The organism is Morganella morganii, assembly GCF_019242955.1.
Taxonomy (GTDB): domain Bacteria; phylum Pseudomonadota; class Gammaproteobacteria; order Enterobacterales; family Enterobacteriaceae; genus Morganella; species Morganella sibonii.
This window is the reverse complement of record NZ_CP066129.1, coordinates 1,247,364-1,263,823: the sequence shown is the minus strand read 5'-3', so window position 1 is coordinate 1,263,823 and position 16,460 is coordinate 1,247,364. Positions and strand designations below refer to the sequence as shown.

Below are 16,460 nucleotides of genomic sequence, written 5' to 3'. Positions count from 1 at the left end.
CACAATGAGCCGCCTTTTGCTGTTAAAATCATCTGTTAACGGACAACAATCCCAAACCAGCCAACTGATCACCCATTTTTATGATGCATGGAAAACCCGTTTCTCTGAGAACGATATTACCGTCAGGGATCTGGTGGCTGATGCTCTGCCTGTCCTGGATGAGCAGCTCTACTCCGCTTATTACGCGGTACCACCGGAACAAATGACCACTGAGCAAAAAGCAGCAATTGCCGTTTCTGATGCACTGATTGCCGAGATAAAAGCACACGATGTTATCGTTATGGCCGCGCCGATGTACAACTTCACCATTCCCGGGCAGCTGAAAAACTATTTTGATTTATTAATCCGTGCCGGGCTGACCTTCAGTTATACCCCGCAGGGCAGAACCGGGCTGGTAACCGGTAAAAAAGCGGTCATTCTGAGCAGCAGTGGCGGTATTTATGAAAATGGCGTGAATGATTTCGGAGTGCCGTATCTGAAAGTAATACTGGATTTTATCGGCATACAGGATGTGGATGTGATCGGTATTGATGGTGTGGCACAGGCACCGGATGCGGTTGCGGAAAAACAGGCGGCGGCCGGTGATACCATCACGCAGTTTGTCCGGAATTACCAGTAATAAGCAGGAAAACCTGCCGGTCAGATAACCGGCAGGCTGTTGTGATTAACCAAAGACGGAATGCCACAGTCCGGCAAAGAAGCGGACAATATAATCCCAGATACGGCCGAAGAAACCGGCTTCCTCAACCTGCTGCTGAACCACCAGCGGACGCTGTTCAACCACTTTGTCGTCGAGGATAAAGTTAATTTTTCCGACTACCTGATTTTTTGCCAGCGGTGCTTCCAGGGTCGTGCTGTCCAGCTCGAAAGTTGCTTTCAGATCTTTGAGTTTGCCTTTCGGGATGGTGACATAAATGTCTTTTTCCGCACCCAGCGGCACTTCTGAGATATCCCCGAACCAGACGCGCTCGGTGGTCAGCGGTGTATCGGCTTTCACCGGTGCGACCGTTTCAAAGAAACGGAAGCCCCAGGAGAGGATTTTTTCACTTTCGGCAAAACGGACGCGATCACTCGGTGCGCCGAGCACCACAGAAATCAGACGCATCGGGCCGTCGGTTGCGGAAGCCACCAGGTTATGCCCCGCTCCGCTGGTGTGACCGGTTTTTACACCGTCCACATTCAGATTGGTGCTCCACAACAGACGGTTGCGGTTCGGCTGGCGGATCTTATTGAAGGTAAATTCTTTCTCTTTATGGATTACATATTCATCCGGCACATCGGTGATCAGCGCCTGGGTCAGCAGCGCCATATCTTTGGCGGTACTGTACTGCCCTTCGGAATCCAGTCCGTGAACGGTTTTAAAATGGGTATTTGTCAGGCCAATTTGTTTGGCGTAACTGTTCATCTGGGAAACAAACGTTTCCTGACTGCCTGCCACATATTCCGCCAGCGCAATACTGGCGTCATTGCCGGACTGTATAACCATCCCTTTGTTAAGGTCGATTAATTTTACGCGATCATCGGGCTTGAGGAACATCAGGGAAGAGCCTTTCAGCACCGGGTTACCGGTGGCCCAGGCATTGATACCGACAGTCACGATGTCATCCGGTGTTACTTTTCCGGCTTTAATGGCCTGTCCGACCACATAACTGCTCATAATTTTTGTCAGTGACGCCGGGTCAAGGCGCTCATCCGCATTGGCGGATGCCAGGATTTTCCCGCTGTTGTAGTCCATCAGCACATACGCTTTTGCATCCACCTGCGGTGCAACCGGTGTTTCCTCCGCAAACGCGTGGCCGATGCTTAAAAATCCGAAAGCAAGCCCGCCGATTAAACCGGTTACCCGTGAACTGATTACTGTCTGCATTACTCTTCCCTCTTTAAACCCGGTACATCGTGACAAAAATAAGAGTGATAACTCTGTGATAATGAATACTATATTCATTTCATGAATGGTAAGCCAATGACACTTTAACGCGATTCTTCCTGTTACGGGCATTTCGTGTAAAAATTTACACTTCATGACATAAAATAACCGACAATACGCACACGTCATCGCATTTCTATCAACAGGAGTCACTATGATAACCGTCTGGGGCAGAAAAAACTCGTCTAACGTCAAGAAAGTCTTATGGTGTCTGACTGAGCTGGGGCTGACTTATCAGCAGAAAGATGCGGGCGGGCCGTTCGGCGGCCTCGATACCCCCGAATACCTCACCATGAACCCGAATAAAACCATCCCGACGTATCAGGACGGTGAGTTTATTCTCTGGGAATCCAATGCCATTCTCAGCTATCTGGCGGATAAATATGATGACGGCACACTGCTGCCGCATAATGCGGAATTCCGCGCGCGGGCAGCGCAGTGGATGTACTGGTCAGACGGCAGCCTGTTCCCGTATATCAAAGCGATGATGGGACTGCTGGTCAGAACCCCGGCAGAGCAGCGTGACCCGGCACGTGTTGCGGAACTGAAACAGTCGCTGAATAACCTGATTGCCATGCTCAACGACGACCTTGCACAGCGTGATTATATCGCCGGTGATACGTTCAGTATCGCAGATATGGCACTGGCACCGCTGCTCTATCCGTGGCGGGAAGTGTGTCACGACAGACCGGACTTCCCGCACATTGAGCGCTGGTTTGCACGGATTGAAACCCGTCCGGCGTACCGCGATATCGTGGCACTGCCGGTCAGTTAATACTTACTCCGTCATCGGCATCCGGCCGGGATCAGGGTACTGATACTCAAACCCCAGTTCCCGGCAGATGCGGCTGCCGTCAATCTCTTTTCCCTCAGAGATATCTTCTTCTCTGAAGACCGGCGGCAGTAAATTAATCTGACGGGACATATCAGGATAAAATTCAGCCCGTGACGGGTGCTGCGGCGCACACAGGTTGTACAGATGGCCGCCGTGCGGGCGCTGGATAAGCAGGCGGATTGCCGCAATCACATCATCCTGATGTACCAGATTAACCGGCTGATTCGCGCCTTTCACCGCTGTTTTTCCGGCCAGGAAACGCCCCGCATGACGGGATTCCCCTACCAGCCCGGCCAGACGCAGAATATCCGCTGACACGCCCGGCAACTCATTCAGCCAATGTTCAATCTCTGCGATTGCTTTGGCCGATTCTGTCACCGGATCGACCGGCGAATTCTCCGTCAGCTTCCCGGTCTGATTACCGTAAACGGCGGTTGAACCGGTAAAAATCACCCGTGACACGCCGCGCGCCGCCGCCAGATCCACCAGGTTCTGCACCGCTTTCACATACAGGTAACCGCCGCCCGCGGTTCTGGATGCAGGCAGCGTGATCACCAGAATATCTGTCTGCAAAAATTCATCCAGATCATCAGCATCACACTCTGGTTCCGGCGTCAGATTCAGCATATAACACTCAATACCGCACATCCTTGCCGCCTCTGTGCCGTCCGGCGTGGTTTTGGTGCCCTTAACGCGGATACCGATATCCGCAAGATGCAGTGCCAGCGGCATTCCCAGCCAGCCCAGCCCCGCGATAGAAACTGTTTTCATCGTGATCGACCTCTCTGTGTGGCTTATTTTTCTTTTTATTTCAGTAAATTATCTTAATTTCTGTTTTCTTTGCAAAAAAGGGGTTGCAAAGTCCGGGTGAGTTCTATAGGTTGAAAGACAAGCAATTTATATACATTGAATTTATAAATATCGTTATCACCATCATGACAACATTATCCGTGATAGCAACAAGCAGATAAACAACGAGAGATTATCATGACACGCATCCAGTTCAGCCATCACCACCACCATCACCCTGACTAGTCTTTCAGGCGATTGGTGCCGGAAGACGTCCAGAGCTTCCGGTGGCATGCGTGTAATAGAGAACCCCCGGAAGAATCTTTTTTCCGGGGGTTTTTTTATACCTAAAAAATTATAAAATTAAAGGATAATCAAAATGTTAGATAAAACGCGCTTACGGATAGCCATTCAGAAGTCAGGTCGCTTAAGTGAAGATTCCCGCGAATTACTCGCGCGCTGCGGCATAAAAATCAACTTACAACAGCAGCGCCTGATTGCCTACGCAGAGAATATGCCGATCGATATCCTGCGGGTGCGTGATGACGATATTCCGGGGCTGGTGATGGACGGTGTGGTTGACCTCGGTATTATCGGCGAAAACGTGCTGGAAGAAGAATTATTAAGCCGTCAGGCACAGGGACAAAACCCGCGCTACTTCACTCTGCGCCGCCTGGATTTCGGCTCCTGCCGCCTCTCGCTGGCTGCTCCGGTGGATTTCAGCTACAACGGTGCGGAGTGTCTTCAGGACAGCCGTATCGCGACCTCCTACCCGTTCCTGCTCAAGCGCTATCTTGATCAGAAAGGTATCCGTTTTAAATCCTGTCTGCTTAACGGCTCGGTGGAAGTGGCACCGCGCGCCGGACTGGCTGATGCCATCTGTGACCTGGTCTCCACCGGCGCCACACTGGAAGCCAACGGTCTGCGCGAAGTGGAAGTGATTTACCGCTCCAAAGCCTGTCTGATTCAGCGTGACGGTGAAATGCCGCCGGCCAAACAGCAGCTTATCGACAGAATGATGACCCGTATTCAGGGCGTGATCCAGGCGCGTGAATCCAAATACATCATGATGCACGCCCCGTCTGAGCGCCTGGATGAAGTAATCGCCCTGCTGCCGGGTGCGGAACGTCCTACCCTGCTGCCGCTGGCCGGTGAGCCGGATCTGGTGGCGATGCACATGGTCAGCAGCGAAACCCTGTTCTGGGAAACCATGGAAAAACTGAAAGCCCTGGGTTGCAGCTCCATTCTGGTTCTGCCGATTGAAAAAATGATGGAGTGATGACAATGACCGCAATGACCTTTAATACTCTGATCCGCTGGGAAAACCTTGATGCACAACAGCAGGCGGACGCCCTGATGCGTCCGGCGATGGCTGCATCCGGTGATATCAGCCGTGTGGTCAGTGACATCATCCGTGATGTGCGCGAAAACGGCGATAACGCCCTGCGTGCCCTGAGTGCGCGCTTTGACAAAACACAGGTAACAACGCTGCAAATCAGCGCCGCAGAGATTGCCGCTGCCGCTGACCGCCTGCCGGACTCACTGAAGTCCGCGATGGCGACAGCAAAAGCGAATATCACCCGCTTTCACGAAGCGCAGATCCCGGATGTGATTGATGTGGAAACACAGCCCGGCGTCAGTTGTCAGCTGGTCACCCGTCCGGTGGACAGTGTCGGATTGTATATCCCCGGCGGTACCGCACCGCTGATTTCCACTGTCCTGATGCTGGCCGTCCCGGCAAAAATCGCCGGTTGCCGTCAGATTATTCTTTGCTCACCGCCGCCGGTCGCGGATGAAATTTTATATGCCGCGCAACTTTGCGGTGTGGAAACGATTTATCAGGTTGGTGGTGCTCAGGCGATTGCCGCCATGGCATTCGGTACAGAGACCATCCCCGCCACTGACAAAATTTTCGGGCCGGGCAATGCTTATGTGACAGAAGCAAAACGTCAGGTCAGCCAGACTATCGGCGGCGCAGCGATTGATATGCCGGCAGGGCCTTCTGAAGTGCTGGTGATCGCTGACAGTGGGGCAAACCCGGCCTTTGTCGCTGCCGACCTGCTCTCCCAGGCGGAACACGGCCCGGATTCTCAGGTGGTGCTGGTCACCCCGGATGAAGAGATGGCACAACGTGTGGTGGCAGAAACCAACTCTCAGCTCGAATTATTATCACGCAAAGAGATTGCCCGTCAGGCGCTGTCCGCCAGCCGCATTATTATTGCCCGCGACCTGGACACCTGTGTGGCCATCAGTAATCAGTACGGCCCGGAACACTTAATTATCCAGACCCGTGACCCGGACGCCCTGCTGCCCGCGATTAACAGTGCCGGTTCTGTCTTCCTCGGTGACTGGTCGCCGGAATCCGCCGGAGATTATGCTTCAGGGACTAACCACGTCCTGCCGACTTACGGCTACACCTCAACATACTCCAGCCTCGGACTGGCGGATTTTATGAAACGGATGACCGTACAGAAACTGACCCCGGCCGGGTTATCCGGGCTGGCAGACGCGATTGAAACCCTGGCGGCGGCGGAACTGCTTACCGCGCACAAAAATGCCGTGACACTGCGGATGAATGCCCTGAAAGCAGAGGAGAATAACGGATGAACAAACCATTCAGCGCGATGGCACTGGCCCGCGAAAATGTGCAGTTACTGACGCCGTATCAGTCGGCACGCCGCCTCGGCGGTAACGGGGATGTCTGGCTGAACGCCAACGAATACCCGCAGGCACCGGATTTTACCTTTACGGATCGCAATCTGAACCGCTATCCGGAGTGTCAGCCTGCCAATGTGATCAACCGTTATGCAGCTTACGCCGGTGTCAGTCCGGAGCAGGTTATCGCGGGGCGCGGCGCGGATGAAAGCATTGAATTACTGATCCGCGCTTTCTGTGAGCCGGGAAAAGATGCCGTACTGTTCTGCCCGCCGACATACGGTATGTACAGCGTCAGCGCAGAAACGTTTGGTGTCGCACAGAAAGTGGTGCCGGCTCTGGATGGCTGGCAATTAGATCTCGACAGCATTGCCACCAGCCTTGATAACGTCAAAGTGCTGTATGTCTGCCACCCGAACAACCCGACCGGTAACCCGATCCGTGAACAGGATCTGCGTTATCTGTTTGATATTGTCGATAACCGTGCACTGATTGTGGTTGATGAAGCCTATATCGAGTTTTGCCCGGAGTTCAGTGTGGCATCGTGGCTGAAAGAATACCCGAACCTGGTGATCCTGCGCACGCTCTCCAAAGCATTTGCACTCGCCGGGCTGCGCTGCGGCTTCACACTGGCCTCTGCGGAGATTATTAATGTACTGATGAAAGTGATCGCGCCCTATCCGCTGTCATCGCCGGTGGCCGCCATTGCCGCCGAAGCGCTGCTGCCGGAGGGCATTGCCGTCATGCAGGCTCGCGTCAGCGAAATCCGCAGCAACCGGCAGATGCTGTGTGATGAGCTGGCCAAACTGCCGCTGACAGAAACCGTTTTCCCGAGTGAAACCAACTACATTCTGGTGCGTTTCCGTGATGCGGAGCGGGTTTTCCGCAGTCTGTGGGATGAGGGAATTATTTTACGTGACCAGCGTAAACAACGCGGACTGGAAAACTGCCTGCGTATTACTGTCGGCACCCGGGCAGAATGCCTGCGGGTGATCGCCGCCATCGCCGCGCTTGAAATGCCATAATCTGAGGACAACGGATATCATGACACAGAACGTTTTATTTATTGACCGCGACGGAACCCTGATCACCGAACCCCCGGTGGATTTCCAGGTGGACAGATTAGACAAACTGGCATTTGAGCCGGATGTGATCCCCGCGCTGCTGAAACTGAAAGACGCCGGATACCGCTTTGTGATGGTCACCAACCAGGACGGACTCGGTACTGACAGCTTCCCGCAGGCCGACTTCGAGGCTCCGCACCAGCTGATGATGCAGGTTTTTACCTCTCAGGGCATTATCTTTGATGAGGTTCTGATTTGTCCGCACAAACCGGCAGATAACTGCAACTGCCGTAAACCGAAAACCACCCTGGTGGAGAAATATCTGCTGCCGGGTGTGATCGACACGCAAAACAGCTATGTGATCGGCGATCGTGAAACCGATATTCAGCTTGCGCAAAATATGGGAATTACCGGTCTGCGTTACGGACAGCCGGGCGCTGACTGGAACAGCATCGCAGAACAACTGACCCGCCGTGATCGTTACAGCCGCGTGGAGCGCAAAACCAAAGAAACCGATATTCTCACCGAAGTGTGGCTCGACCGTGAGGGCGGCAGTACCATCAGCACCGGCGTCGGCTTTTTTGACCACATGCTGGATCAGATAGCCACCCACGGCGGTTTTCGTCTCAATATTCAGGTCAGCGGTGATCTGGTGATTGATGATCACCACTCCGTCGAAGATACCGGGCTGGCACTGGGTGAAGCCCTGAGACTGGCGCTCGGCGACAAACGCGGCATCACCCGTTTCGGCTTTACCCTGCCGATGGATGAATGCCTTGCCCGCTGTGCACTGGATATATCCGGCCGCCCGCACCTGGAATACAAAGCCGATTTTAAATATCAGCGTGTCGGCGACCTCAGCACCGAGATGATCGAGCACTTCTTCCGCTCGCTCTCCTACACGATGGGCTGCACATTACACCTGAAAACCAAAGGGAAGAACGATCACCACAGAGCCGAAAGCCTGTTTAAAGTGTTCGGACGGACACTGCGACAGGCCATCCGCGTGGAAGGTAATGTTCTGCCGAGTTCAAAAGGGGTGTTGTGATGCGCATAGTGATCACCGATACCGGCTGCGCCAATATCGCCTCCGTCCGCTACGCGGTGGAGCGTCTGGGTTATCAGCCGCTGGTCACCGCCGACCCTGACCTTATCCGTCAGGCAGATAAAGTGTTTCTGCCGGGGGTCGGCACCGCAGGTGCGGCGATGGAAAAGCTGACAGAGCGCGGACTGGTAAGCACCATCCGTTCCCTGAGCCAGCCGGTGCTGGGGATTTGTCTCGGCATGCAGCTGCTCGGTACCACCAGCGAAGAGGGTAATATTGAGCTGCTCGGCCTGATTGATACCCCCGTACAAAAAATGACGCCGGACGGTCTGCCGGTGCCGCATATGGGCTGGAATACCGTTGAATTTACTGCCGATCTGCCGCTGTTCCGTGATATCGCACCGCAGAGCTATTTTTACTTTGTCCACAGTTACGCCTGTCCGGTCAGTGACGCCACGGCGGCCACCACCACGTACGGTGAGGCTTTCAGCAGTGCTCTCTGCCGCGATAATTTTTACGGCGTACAGTTCCACCCGGAGCGTTCAGGTAAAACCGGCATCACTCTGATTAAAAATTTTCTGGAGATGAAATCGTCATGATCATTCCCGCACTGGATTTAATTGACGGACAGGTAGTGCGCCTTCACCAGGGCGATTATGCAAAACAGCGCGATTACGGCGCTGATCCGCTCAGCCGTTTGCTGGCCTATGAGCGCGAAGGGGCGGAACTGCTGCACCTTGTGGATTTAACGGGCGCCAAAGATCCGGCCAAACGCCAGATCGCATTGCTGAAAACCTTACTGGCAGGTGTCAGCGTACCGGTACAGATCGGCGGCGGTATCCGCACTGAAGAAGATGTGGCCGCTCTGATTGAAGCCGGCGCTGCCCGTGTGGTGGTCGGCTCCACGGCGATCAAATCCCCGGAAGAAGTAAAACGCTGGTTTGCCCGCTGGGGTGCGGAACGCATTGTCCTCGCACTGGATGTGCGTATCGGTGCAGACGGCAAAAAACGGGTCGCGGTCAGCGGCTGGCAGGAAGATTCAGAGCAGACCATCGAAGACGTGATCCGCGATTTTGCCTCTGCCGGGCTGCGCCACGTGTTATGTACCGATATCTCGAAAGACGGTACCCTGGCGGGCTCTAATGTGGCGCTCTACCGGGAAATCTGTGCGGCGTTCCCGGAGATTGCTTTCCAGGCGTCCGGCGGTATCGGCGGGCTGAGTGATATCGCCCCGCTGCCTGCCACCGGCGTGGCGGGTGTGATCGTCGGCCGGGCTCTGCTCGACGGCAAAATGACATTACCGGAGGCTATCGCATGCTGGCAAAACGCATAATTCCCTGCCTGGACGTCCGTGACGGACAGGTTGTCAAAGGGGTGCAGTTCCGTAATCACGAAATCATCGGTGATATTGTTCCCCTCGCCCGCCGTTATGCTGAAGAAGGCGCGGATGAACTGGTATTTTATGATATCACGGCATCCTCTGACGGCCGTGTGGTGGATAAAAGCTGGGTTGCCAAAGTCGCGGAAGTGATTGATATTCCGTTCTGCGTTGCCGGTGGTATCCGCAGCACAGAAGATGCGGCGGCGATCCTCAGTTTCGGGGCGGATAAAATCTCCGTAAACTCGCCGGCGCTGAGTGATCCGTCACTGATCACCCGGCTGGCTGACCGCTTCGGCGTGCAGTGTATTGTCATCGGAATCGATACCTGGCACGATACGGAAACCGGTAACTATCAGGTCTATCAGTTTACCGGTGATGAAAAACGCACTATCGCCACCTCGCGTAATACCCTCGACTGGGTGCAGGAAGTGCAGCAGCGCGGTGCCGGGGAAATCGTCCTTAATATGATGAACCAGGACGGTGTGCGTAACGGCTATGACTTAGAACAGCTGAAAAAAGTCCGTGAAGTATGTCACGTACCGCTGATTGCCTCCGGGGGTGCCGGTCATCCGGATCACTTCCGCGATGCGTTTTTACAGGCCGGTGTTGACGGCGCGCTTGCCGCCTCCGTCTTCCACAAACAAATTATTAATATCGGCGAACTGAAACGCGGACTTGCCCGCGACGGGATCGTTGTCAGAATACAGGAGTAACACACAATGCTCACGGAACAGGAAATTGCACAACTGGACTGGCAGAAAACCGGCGGCCTGCTGCCGGTTATTGTTCAGCACGCTGTCTCCGGCGATGTACTGATGCTGGGCTACATGAACCGCGACGCACTGGACAAAACGATCAGCGAAAAACGCGTGACGTTTTATTCCCGCACCAAACAGCGGCTGTGGACCAAAGGGGAATCCTCCGGGCATTTTCTGAATCTGACCGACCTGTTTAAAGACTGTGATAATGACACGCTGCTCGCCCTGGTTTTACCGGTCGGCCCGACCTGTCATCAGGGTACCAATAGCTGTTTTGCACCGGCACAAACTGCCCAGGGTTTCCTGTATGAACTGGAATCTGTGATTAAATCCCGCAAAAACGCCGATCCGGACAGTTCTTACACCGCGCAACTCTATGCCGCCGGGACCAAACGGATCGCACAAAAAGTCGGTGAAGAAGGTGTGGAAACCGCACTGGCAGCGACTGTCCGCGATAAGGCGGAACTGACCTCTGAATCCGCCGATCTGCTCTATCACCTGCTGGTCCTGCTTCAGGATGCTGATCTGGATTTAGCCACTGTAATCGCAAAACTCCGCTCCCGTCACCGTTAATCCGAAAGCCGGGCAAATCCTTTTTTGCCCGCTGTTTTTGTTGCCGTAACATTCTATAATGGTCAGGATATTGGCAACAAATGCAGAGACTGTGAGTGATATGAACCCGATTTTTGAGAAACTGACCGCCCGGCTGGATGAACATAATGCCCGCTACCGCGTAGTGCACCATGCCTCCGCCGGGAAAACCGAAGAAGTCGCCAGAGTGCGCGGCACACACCACGGTCAGGGTGCCAAAGCACTGGTTTGTCATGTCAAAGGAAACGGTGTCCGTCAGTATGTCCTCGCGATTCTGCCTTCTGATCAGCAGGCGGATTTACAGACACTGGCAAAAAAAACCGGCGGTACCCGTGCCTCTCTCGCCAGCCCGGCAGAGACGGCTGAACTGACACAATGTGTGTTCGGTGCTATCCCGCCGTTCAGTTTCCACCCCGATCTCCGTCTCGTTGCCGATCCGATGTTATTTGAGCGTTTCAGCGAACTGGCTTTTAATGCCGGCAGCCTGGAATGTTCGATCATTCTGAACACAAAGGACTACCAGCGGATTGCCGATCCTGAAACAGTATCGTTTGTCCGCCGTAAACTCTGATTTTTGCTTGGGAAGGCGCTTATGCAGGACGAACTCTTAGACTCTCTTTATTATCTGCTGTTACTCAGCCTGCTGCTGTATATGTCGCGACACCGCTGGCGCCGCTGGTTCAGAACACAGAAATCCCGCAGGCGTTTTGTCTCCTCTCCCGAGGAGGATGAGCAATCTCTGCGTCAGCAGCTAAGTGCGCCGTATCTTAACGGCAGTCAGTTTCATAAAACGGATCACTTTTTTGCGGTCAGCGCGCTGCTGCGCGAAGTGCTGATACATTATGAAGAAAAACAGATCCGGCTGAATGACAGCCTGTTCAGCCGGGAAGACAGTTATGAATTTACCTGTTTCGGCACACCGCTGCCCGCCCCGGCAACCGCCACGCTGGCAGAACGGCTGGCACTGCGGGATGATTTTCAGTATACCGCCGGTGAGTTACTCAGCCGCTACTGCATTACCCCGCCGGCCGGAAAACCGCTGAATCATCAAATCGGTCTGTGGATTGATATGCTCCAGTCTCTGCTGGATAGTGAGCTGGTTCTGCTGCTGGAAGAGAATAATCAGAAAGACCGGGACTGCCCGTCACTCCGGTTATCCGCAGAACAGGTTCACCACTGGCTTGATGAAATTAATGACACCATGACGCAAATCGCATCCCGGGTGTTGCAGGCACATACCCGCAGCAATATTGTGATGTAAAAAAGACCCGCAACGCGGCGGGTCTGAGAAACCATAAGGTTCCTTTTTTATAAAACATTTATTTATCGGCTATATCACTTAAGGTATCGCAGGGTGCTTCATTGTGAAAAACGGATTGTCAGGGCGATTTTTGACGTGTTTTATTGTACATAATCAGCTCATGATATAACCTAAGTGAAATGAACAGGGAGAGTTACATGGGATATAAATACGACCCCGTACGCGGAACCGTCATTTCATCAGAGACACCGTATGGTTTTGAGGAAAGACCCGATTATGATGAATTACATCATCAGGCTAATCTGCTTAAAATAAAATCAATACTGGGTGATACTACGGATGATGAGAATGTTGCCGCGCTGATTACTGTTGCGGAAGCGGAGTATGTTTTAAAAAACACGAATACATCGAATCCTTTTCAGTCAGCGAAAGAGGCATTGTTTGGTGTCGCTGATGTTGTTTCCAATTTTTCAGGAAGTGTTTATGAGTCAGGCCGCGTTTTCCGGATTATTAATGAGTTCAAAGATATCGGTATTAAAGCCACTGAATACGTCGGGAAAAATGGTAATGTTTATATCCGTCTGTCCGGTCATGCAGGGGTAAGAGCTTTCCTGAATGCAACGCGGTATTTAGCTGATAATCCGAAAATATTGTATATGGGCGTGGGGACTCAAGGCCAGAATGCTGTTTCTGCAGGAGCTACCCGGTTTTCAATTGTATATTCTCTGGCTTACCGTGTCGTTGAACTGATATTTAAGGATGAATATACGCTGACGGATTTTTTTGTGAATGTGACGATGGATATGGCAAAGCTTGCGGTAAGTATGAAAGTAGGCGGAGTCGTAGTTGGTTACTTTGTGACGGCAGGATATATCGCCAGCGGTAGTGTTATTGTTATATCTCTGGGAATATTTTTTGCAGGTCTTGTTATTTCTTATGGTTTATATAAACTTGATGATTACTTTGGAATAAGTGAATCTATTATCAGAGAGCTGAGAAAGCAGCGAAAACCAAGATCTGATGGTGAAAGCCGATACCATGCTGATAATTTTTTCATGAACTTTGGCAGGAACAGTCGTGGATGAAATTAAACCAGTAAAAATGTATTTTGTTGCAACTATACTGCTTTTTTTTGTTGCACTTGGCGCATATGGTTCTATAACAAGTTATATTGAATACTTTCTTAAAAGTGAGACTGTGTCATTTTCATTTCAGGTTGGTGTTATTATTTTTGGCGTTCCTTTTCTTGCCCGGGGTGCATATTTCCTTTTTATTTGCGGTTATCGTAAAACAAAACAAAAAGCAAATAATAAAATAAATAACGCATGTGTCGCGATAATGATATTTGGTATTGTTTTTAGTTTTATTTTTTCATTTTATGTTGAGTATGATTTAACATCACGCGGCTATGTAAAATGTTATAAAAAATCTATGTTAGCGCCAACTGAATATGTTATTTCAAAGGATATGTGCAAATAGCACATATCCTTTAGCTTATCGTTGTCTGTTAAATCATTTCACTGTTAATGCTGTATGTTGAGGTGCTGGCTTTTGTATGTTCTCTTGAGATAGAGATATATCTCATTTTGACGCGCTGATAGGGGTCTTCGCTGCCCTCACTGATTAAGTTCGCATGAACATCATCAACATCAACCAGTGATACGCCGGTAAGTTTATATGTGGCGCAGACCTCAAGCTGTCCGTGCTGACTTGTCCGGTAGCATTTGAAGGTTGCTTCCAGAATCTCATTATTATCGACACAGGAGTAAAGCAGAGGAAATGCTTTATCTATCGGTTTCGTGAATATCAGCTCTTTATAGGCGGCATTTTGCGCCCGGAACGCCCCTGCGCTTAAATTAAGTATCAGAATTTCATTTTCATGTCCGGCCTGATAACGGTTACCTATTGAATCAACAGATGAACATCCTGCAGAAATCAGTCCCTGAATTTTACCGGTTAACGTCAAATAAATCGGATGTGCCATAACAACGTCCTTAGTCAGAAAACATGAACTTAACCTTAAGTTAAATTTCCTGTCAAGGCGAAGCCAATATGTCCGTCTTGTTACTGTATTCATCCGGTGTCCGGATTGCTGTTATTATGTTAGTCAACAGCCTGAAGACCCGCATGCAGCGGGTCTTCTGATCTTTTTTCTGCGGCGATCAGCGCAGTGCCAGTTTCAGTGCCTCTTCTTTCAGATCCAGTTCATGCACCAGCCGTGTATAGGTGTGCTCACTGATATTCTTACTCTTACGCAGCTGTTTCAGCGCATCCCGCTCTGCCTGAAGGGCGTTCAGTGACATCCGCCGTTCCACACGGATGACATTCAGCCAGTCAAACCCGGCGGTCTGATCATCACTGTTACTGTCAAGATGACGGCCGTAGATCTCCAGCAGATGAGTTCCCACTTCTGTCCGCAGTGTCATTTCATCAATGTCTTCCAGCGGCTCCGCCATCTGCACCCGCAGATTGTTCATCGCAGCTTCATTCAGGGTGAAACGGGCATTCAGCTCTTCATTATCATGCGGTAAGTCAGTATTCAGCCCTTTCGTCAGTACCGGCAGGGCAACCGCGGCAATCACCAGCGAAAACAGAATAACTCCCATCGCCAGGAAGATAGCCAGATCCCGGTGCGGGAACGGTGAACCATCATTCATCAGCATCGGCAGAGTCAGAATACCGGCGAGCGTAATCGCCCCGCGCACACCGGCTGTTGCCATAATCGCCATCAGGCGCAGATGCGGCATGTCGGACTGTTTACCTTTGCGGCGCTGACGGAAAACTGTCAGTGTCATAGCAATCCATACCCAGGCAAAACGCAGAACCGCCAGACCGAAGGTGATAATCACCACATACAGCAGTAATACCCACGGTGCAGAAGCCCCGGCATCCGCCGCCACCTGCGGCACTGCACGCCACATTCCGGGTAATTGTTCCCCCAGCAGAATAAAGATCATTCCGTTCAGTGCGACCTGCACGGTATCCCAGACCGCTTTGCTCTGCATGCGGGTTGCGGACTGCATACGGCCGACAATACGCTCATAGTGCATCGCAATACCGGCAGCCACCGCGGCCAGAATACCGGAGACTCCCAGGTGCTCCGCCGCCAGATAAGAGACAAACGGGATCAGCAGGCTGATCATAATCTGGATTGCCGGGTCTTCCCCGGTACGCTGCACCAGGAACTGGTTCACTTTCCCGATAAACATGGCAATCAGCAAACCGACCATAATTCCGCCCAGCGCCACCACCATAAACTTCCCGGCAGCTGACGGCAGAGAGAATGTCCCGGTCAGTGCAGCTGTTACCGCAAAGCTGAAACACACCAGACCGCTGGCATCATTAAAGAGGGACTCCCCTTCCAGAATATGTGCCATACGGGACGGCAGCGGTGCATTGACCGTCATTGCCGCCACAGACACCGGGTCAGTCGGTGACAGAATCGCCGCCAGTGCAAAGGCAACTGCAAGGGAAACCGCCGGGATCAGCCAGTGGATAAACAGCCCCATACCGACAACCGTGAAGAACACCAGACCGATAGCCAGCGAGAAAATAGGTTTGATATCACTGAACAGCGCTTCCTTCGGAATACGCCAGCCGTCAAGAAACAGCAGCGGCGGGATAAAAAGAAACAGGAACAGGTGCGGCTCAAACGCCACATCAAAACCAAAAAGTGATAACCCTGCCCCAATAGCAATCTGGATGAAAGGTAACGGGATTTTATCCCGCAGCAGGCGGGAGATAAACACGCTGGCAATCACGGCCAGCAGAAAAACGAGGATCAGTGTAACGACAGACATAGGCGGTTTTTTATCCTTACAGAAATCTGATACATAACCACAATTCAGGGTTTGCAGGGTATACGATTGACAGTAAAAATAAAGCAGAGAAAGCGGGGAATGTAAAATTATTGTGTGTCAAAATCTGATCACCTGCGCTTCCTGAACATCCTCATTGCATAATTAACGCATAAGATAAGTAAAACCATCATTTTAACAACATGTTAGCTATTATCTTTTGTAATAAAAAAATAAATATTCTTTTTTAAAAAATGATTATTCATTCCGGATAATTAAAATAACCGGAATGGCCGGTAACAAATATCAGATAAATTAACTATTCAGTAATGACGATTAAAACCCTGCTGCAAAAAC

At 51.7% G+C, this 16,460-nt stretch carries 19 protein-coding genes and 1 other annotated feature; of the genes, 15 read left to right on the top strand and 4 right to left on the bottom strand.

What is annotated here, in order from left to right; translation table 11 throughout:
- Nucleotides 1-4 precede the first annotated feature (4 nt).
- A complete protein-coding gene (locus tag JC793_RS05780) occupies nucleotides 5-619 on the top strand; it encodes an FMN-dependent NADH-azoreductase (protein WP_218427784.1) in 615 nt (204 codons plus the stop codon).
- Nucleotides 620-664: 45 nt separating this feature from the next.
- Here the strand turns inward: JC793_RS05780 and JC793_RS05775 are convergent, their stop codons facing one another.
- The gene (locus JC793_RS05775) at nucleotides 665-1,867 is read right to left on the bottom strand and encodes a serine hydrolase (protein ID WP_004235775.1); all 1,203 of its coding nucleotides are present in this window, start codon (nucleotides 1,865-1,867) and stop codon (nucleotides 665-667) included.
- Nucleotides 1,868-2,081: 214 nt separating this feature from the next.
- Here JC793_RS05775 and JC793_RS05770 point away from each other — a divergent pair, with 214 nt between their 5' ends.
- Entirely contained in the window at nucleotides 2,082-2,702 is a 621-nt protein-coding gene (locus JC793_RS05770) for a glutathione S-transferase family protein (RefSeq protein ID WP_046893807.1), read from the top strand.
- A 3-nt stretch (nucleotides 2,703-2,705) separates the two neighbouring features.
- On the opposite strand, the gene JC793_RS05765 is transcribed toward JC793_RS05770, so the two are convergent.
- Complete coding sequence (locus tag JC793_RS05765) at nucleotides 2,706-3,533, bottom strand: SDR family oxidoreductase (protein WP_052926183.1); 828 nt, start codon at nucleotides 3,531-3,533, stop codon at nucleotides 2,706-2,708.
- A 216-nt stretch (nucleotides 3,534-3,749) separates the two neighbouring features.
- On the opposite strand from JC793_RS05765, the gene hisL reads away from it, so the two are divergent.
- The 13 genes from hisL (at nucleotide 3,750) to JC793_RS05700 (ending at nucleotide 13,785) form a co-directional block, all read left to right on the top strand.
- Nucleotides 3,750-3,797, top strand: a complete 48-nt coding sequence (gene hisL, locus JC793_RS05760) for a his operon leader peptide (RefSeq protein WP_101495319.1) — start codon at nucleotides 3,750-3,752, stop codon at nucleotides 3,795-3,797.
- Nucleotides 3,773-3,896, top strand: a sequence feature (His leader region). (Overlaps the previous gene by 25 nt.)
- Nucleotides 3,897-3,930: 34 nt before the next feature.
- On the top strand, nucleotides 3,931-4,830 hold the full coding sequence (hisG, locus tag JC793_RS05755) for an ATP phosphoribosyltransferase (RefSeq protein WP_046893805.1): 900 nt from the start codon (nucleotides 3,931-3,933) through the stop codon (nucleotides 4,828-4,830).
- Between the two features lie 5 nt (nucleotides 4,831-4,835).
- A complete protein-coding gene (gene hisD, locus JC793_RS05750) occupies nucleotides 4,836-6,158 on the top strand; it encodes a histidinol dehydrogenase (RefSeq protein WP_218428347.1) in 1,323 nt (440 codons plus the stop codon).
- Complete coding sequence (gene hisC, locus JC793_RS05745; protein WP_218427782.1) at nucleotides 6,155-7,231, top strand: histidinol-phosphate transaminase; 1,077 nt, start codon at nucleotides 6,155-6,157, stop codon at nucleotides 7,229-7,231. The genes hisD and hisC overlap by 4 nt, the downstream gene beginning before the upstream one ends.
- A gap of 19 nt (nucleotides 7,232-7,250) precedes the next feature.
- The gene (hisB, locus tag JC793_RS05740) at nucleotides 7,251-8,318 is read left to right on the top strand and encodes a bifunctional histidinol-phosphatase/imidazoleglycerol-phosphate dehydratase HisB (protein ID WP_166707296.1); all 1,068 of its coding nucleotides are present in this window, start codon (nucleotides 7,251-7,253) and stop codon (nucleotides 8,316-8,318) included.
- Nucleotides 8,318-8,914 carry an imidazole glycerol phosphate synthase subunit HisH gene (hisH, locus tag JC793_RS05735; protein ID WP_218427780.1) on the top strand — a complete coding sequence of 199 codons (597 nt, stop codon included), beginning with the start codon at nucleotides 8,318-8,320 and terminating at the stop codon, nucleotides 8,912-8,914. The genes hisB and hisH overlap by 1 nt, the downstream gene beginning before the upstream one ends.
- On the top strand, nucleotides 8,911-9,648 hold the full coding sequence (gene hisA, locus JC793_RS05730; RefSeq protein ID WP_218427778.1) for a 1-(5-phosphoribosyl)-5-[(5-phosphoribosylamino)methylideneamino]imidazole-4-carboxamide isomerase: 738 nt from the start codon (nucleotides 8,911-8,913) through the stop codon (nucleotides 9,646-9,648). Before hisH ends, hisA begins: the two co-directional genes overlap by 4 nt.
- Nucleotides 9,630-10,409, top strand: coding sequence for an imidazole glycerol phosphate synthase subunit HisF (gene hisF, locus JC793_RS05725; RefSeq protein WP_218427776.1), 780 nt, complete (start codon nucleotides 9,630-9,632; stop codon nucleotides 10,407-10,409). The genes hisA and hisF overlap by 19 nt, the downstream gene beginning before the upstream one ends.
- A gap of 6 nt (nucleotides 10,410-10,415) precedes the next feature.
- Nucleotides 10,416-11,027, top strand: coding sequence for a bifunctional phosphoribosyl-AMP cyclohydrolase/phosphoribosyl-ATP diphosphatase HisIE (gene hisIE / locus JC793_RS05720; RefSeq protein WP_052926186.1), 612 nt, complete (start codon nucleotides 10,416-10,418; stop codon nucleotides 11,025-11,027).
- A gap of 100 nt (nucleotides 11,028-11,127) precedes the next feature.
- The gene (locus tag JC793_RS05715) at nucleotides 11,128-11,616 is read left to right on the top strand and encodes a YbaK/prolyl-tRNA synthetase associated domain-containing protein (protein ID WP_218427775.1); all 489 of its coding nucleotides are present in this window, start codon (nucleotides 11,128-11,130) and stop codon (nucleotides 11,614-11,616) included.
- 21 nt (nucleotides 11,617-11,637) lie between these two features.
- Nucleotides 11,638-12,306 carry a hypothetical protein gene (locus tag JC793_RS05710; protein ID WP_166707292.1) on the top strand — a complete coding sequence of 223 codons (669 nt, stop codon included), beginning with the start codon at nucleotides 11,638-11,640 and terminating at the stop codon, nucleotides 12,304-12,306.
- A 197-nt stretch (nucleotides 12,307-12,503) separates the two neighbouring features.
- Nucleotides 12,504-13,391, top strand: a complete 888-nt coding sequence (locus JC793_RS05705; protein ID WP_218427773.1) for a hypothetical protein — start codon at nucleotides 12,504-12,506, stop codon at nucleotides 13,389-13,391.
- Nucleotides 13,384-13,785, top strand: a complete 402-nt coding sequence (locus tag JC793_RS05700) for a DUF1240 domain-containing protein (protein ID WP_218427772.1) — start codon at nucleotides 13,384-13,386, stop codon at nucleotides 13,783-13,785. The genes JC793_RS05705 and JC793_RS05700 overlap by 8 nt, the downstream gene beginning before the upstream one ends.
- Before the next feature lie 28 nt (nucleotides 13,786-13,813).
- On the opposite strand, the gene tssD is transcribed toward JC793_RS05700, so the two are convergent.
- Together tssD and JC793_RS05690 are read right to left on the bottom strand one after the other, a co-directional pair.
- On the bottom strand, nucleotides 13,814-14,290 hold the full coding sequence (gene tssD, locus JC793_RS05695; RefSeq protein WP_218427770.1) for a type VI secretion system tube protein TssD: 477 nt from the start codon (nucleotides 14,288-14,290) through the stop codon (nucleotides 13,814-13,816).
- Nucleotides 14,291-14,468: 178 nt separating this feature from the next.
- Nucleotides 14,469-16,106 (bottom strand): Na+/H+ antiporter, encoded by a 1,638-nt coding sequence (locus JC793_RS05690; RefSeq protein ID WP_218427768.1) that lies wholly within the window; start codon nucleotides 16,104-16,106, stop codon nucleotides 14,469-14,471.
- Nucleotides 16,107-16,460: the final 354 nt, after the last annotated feature.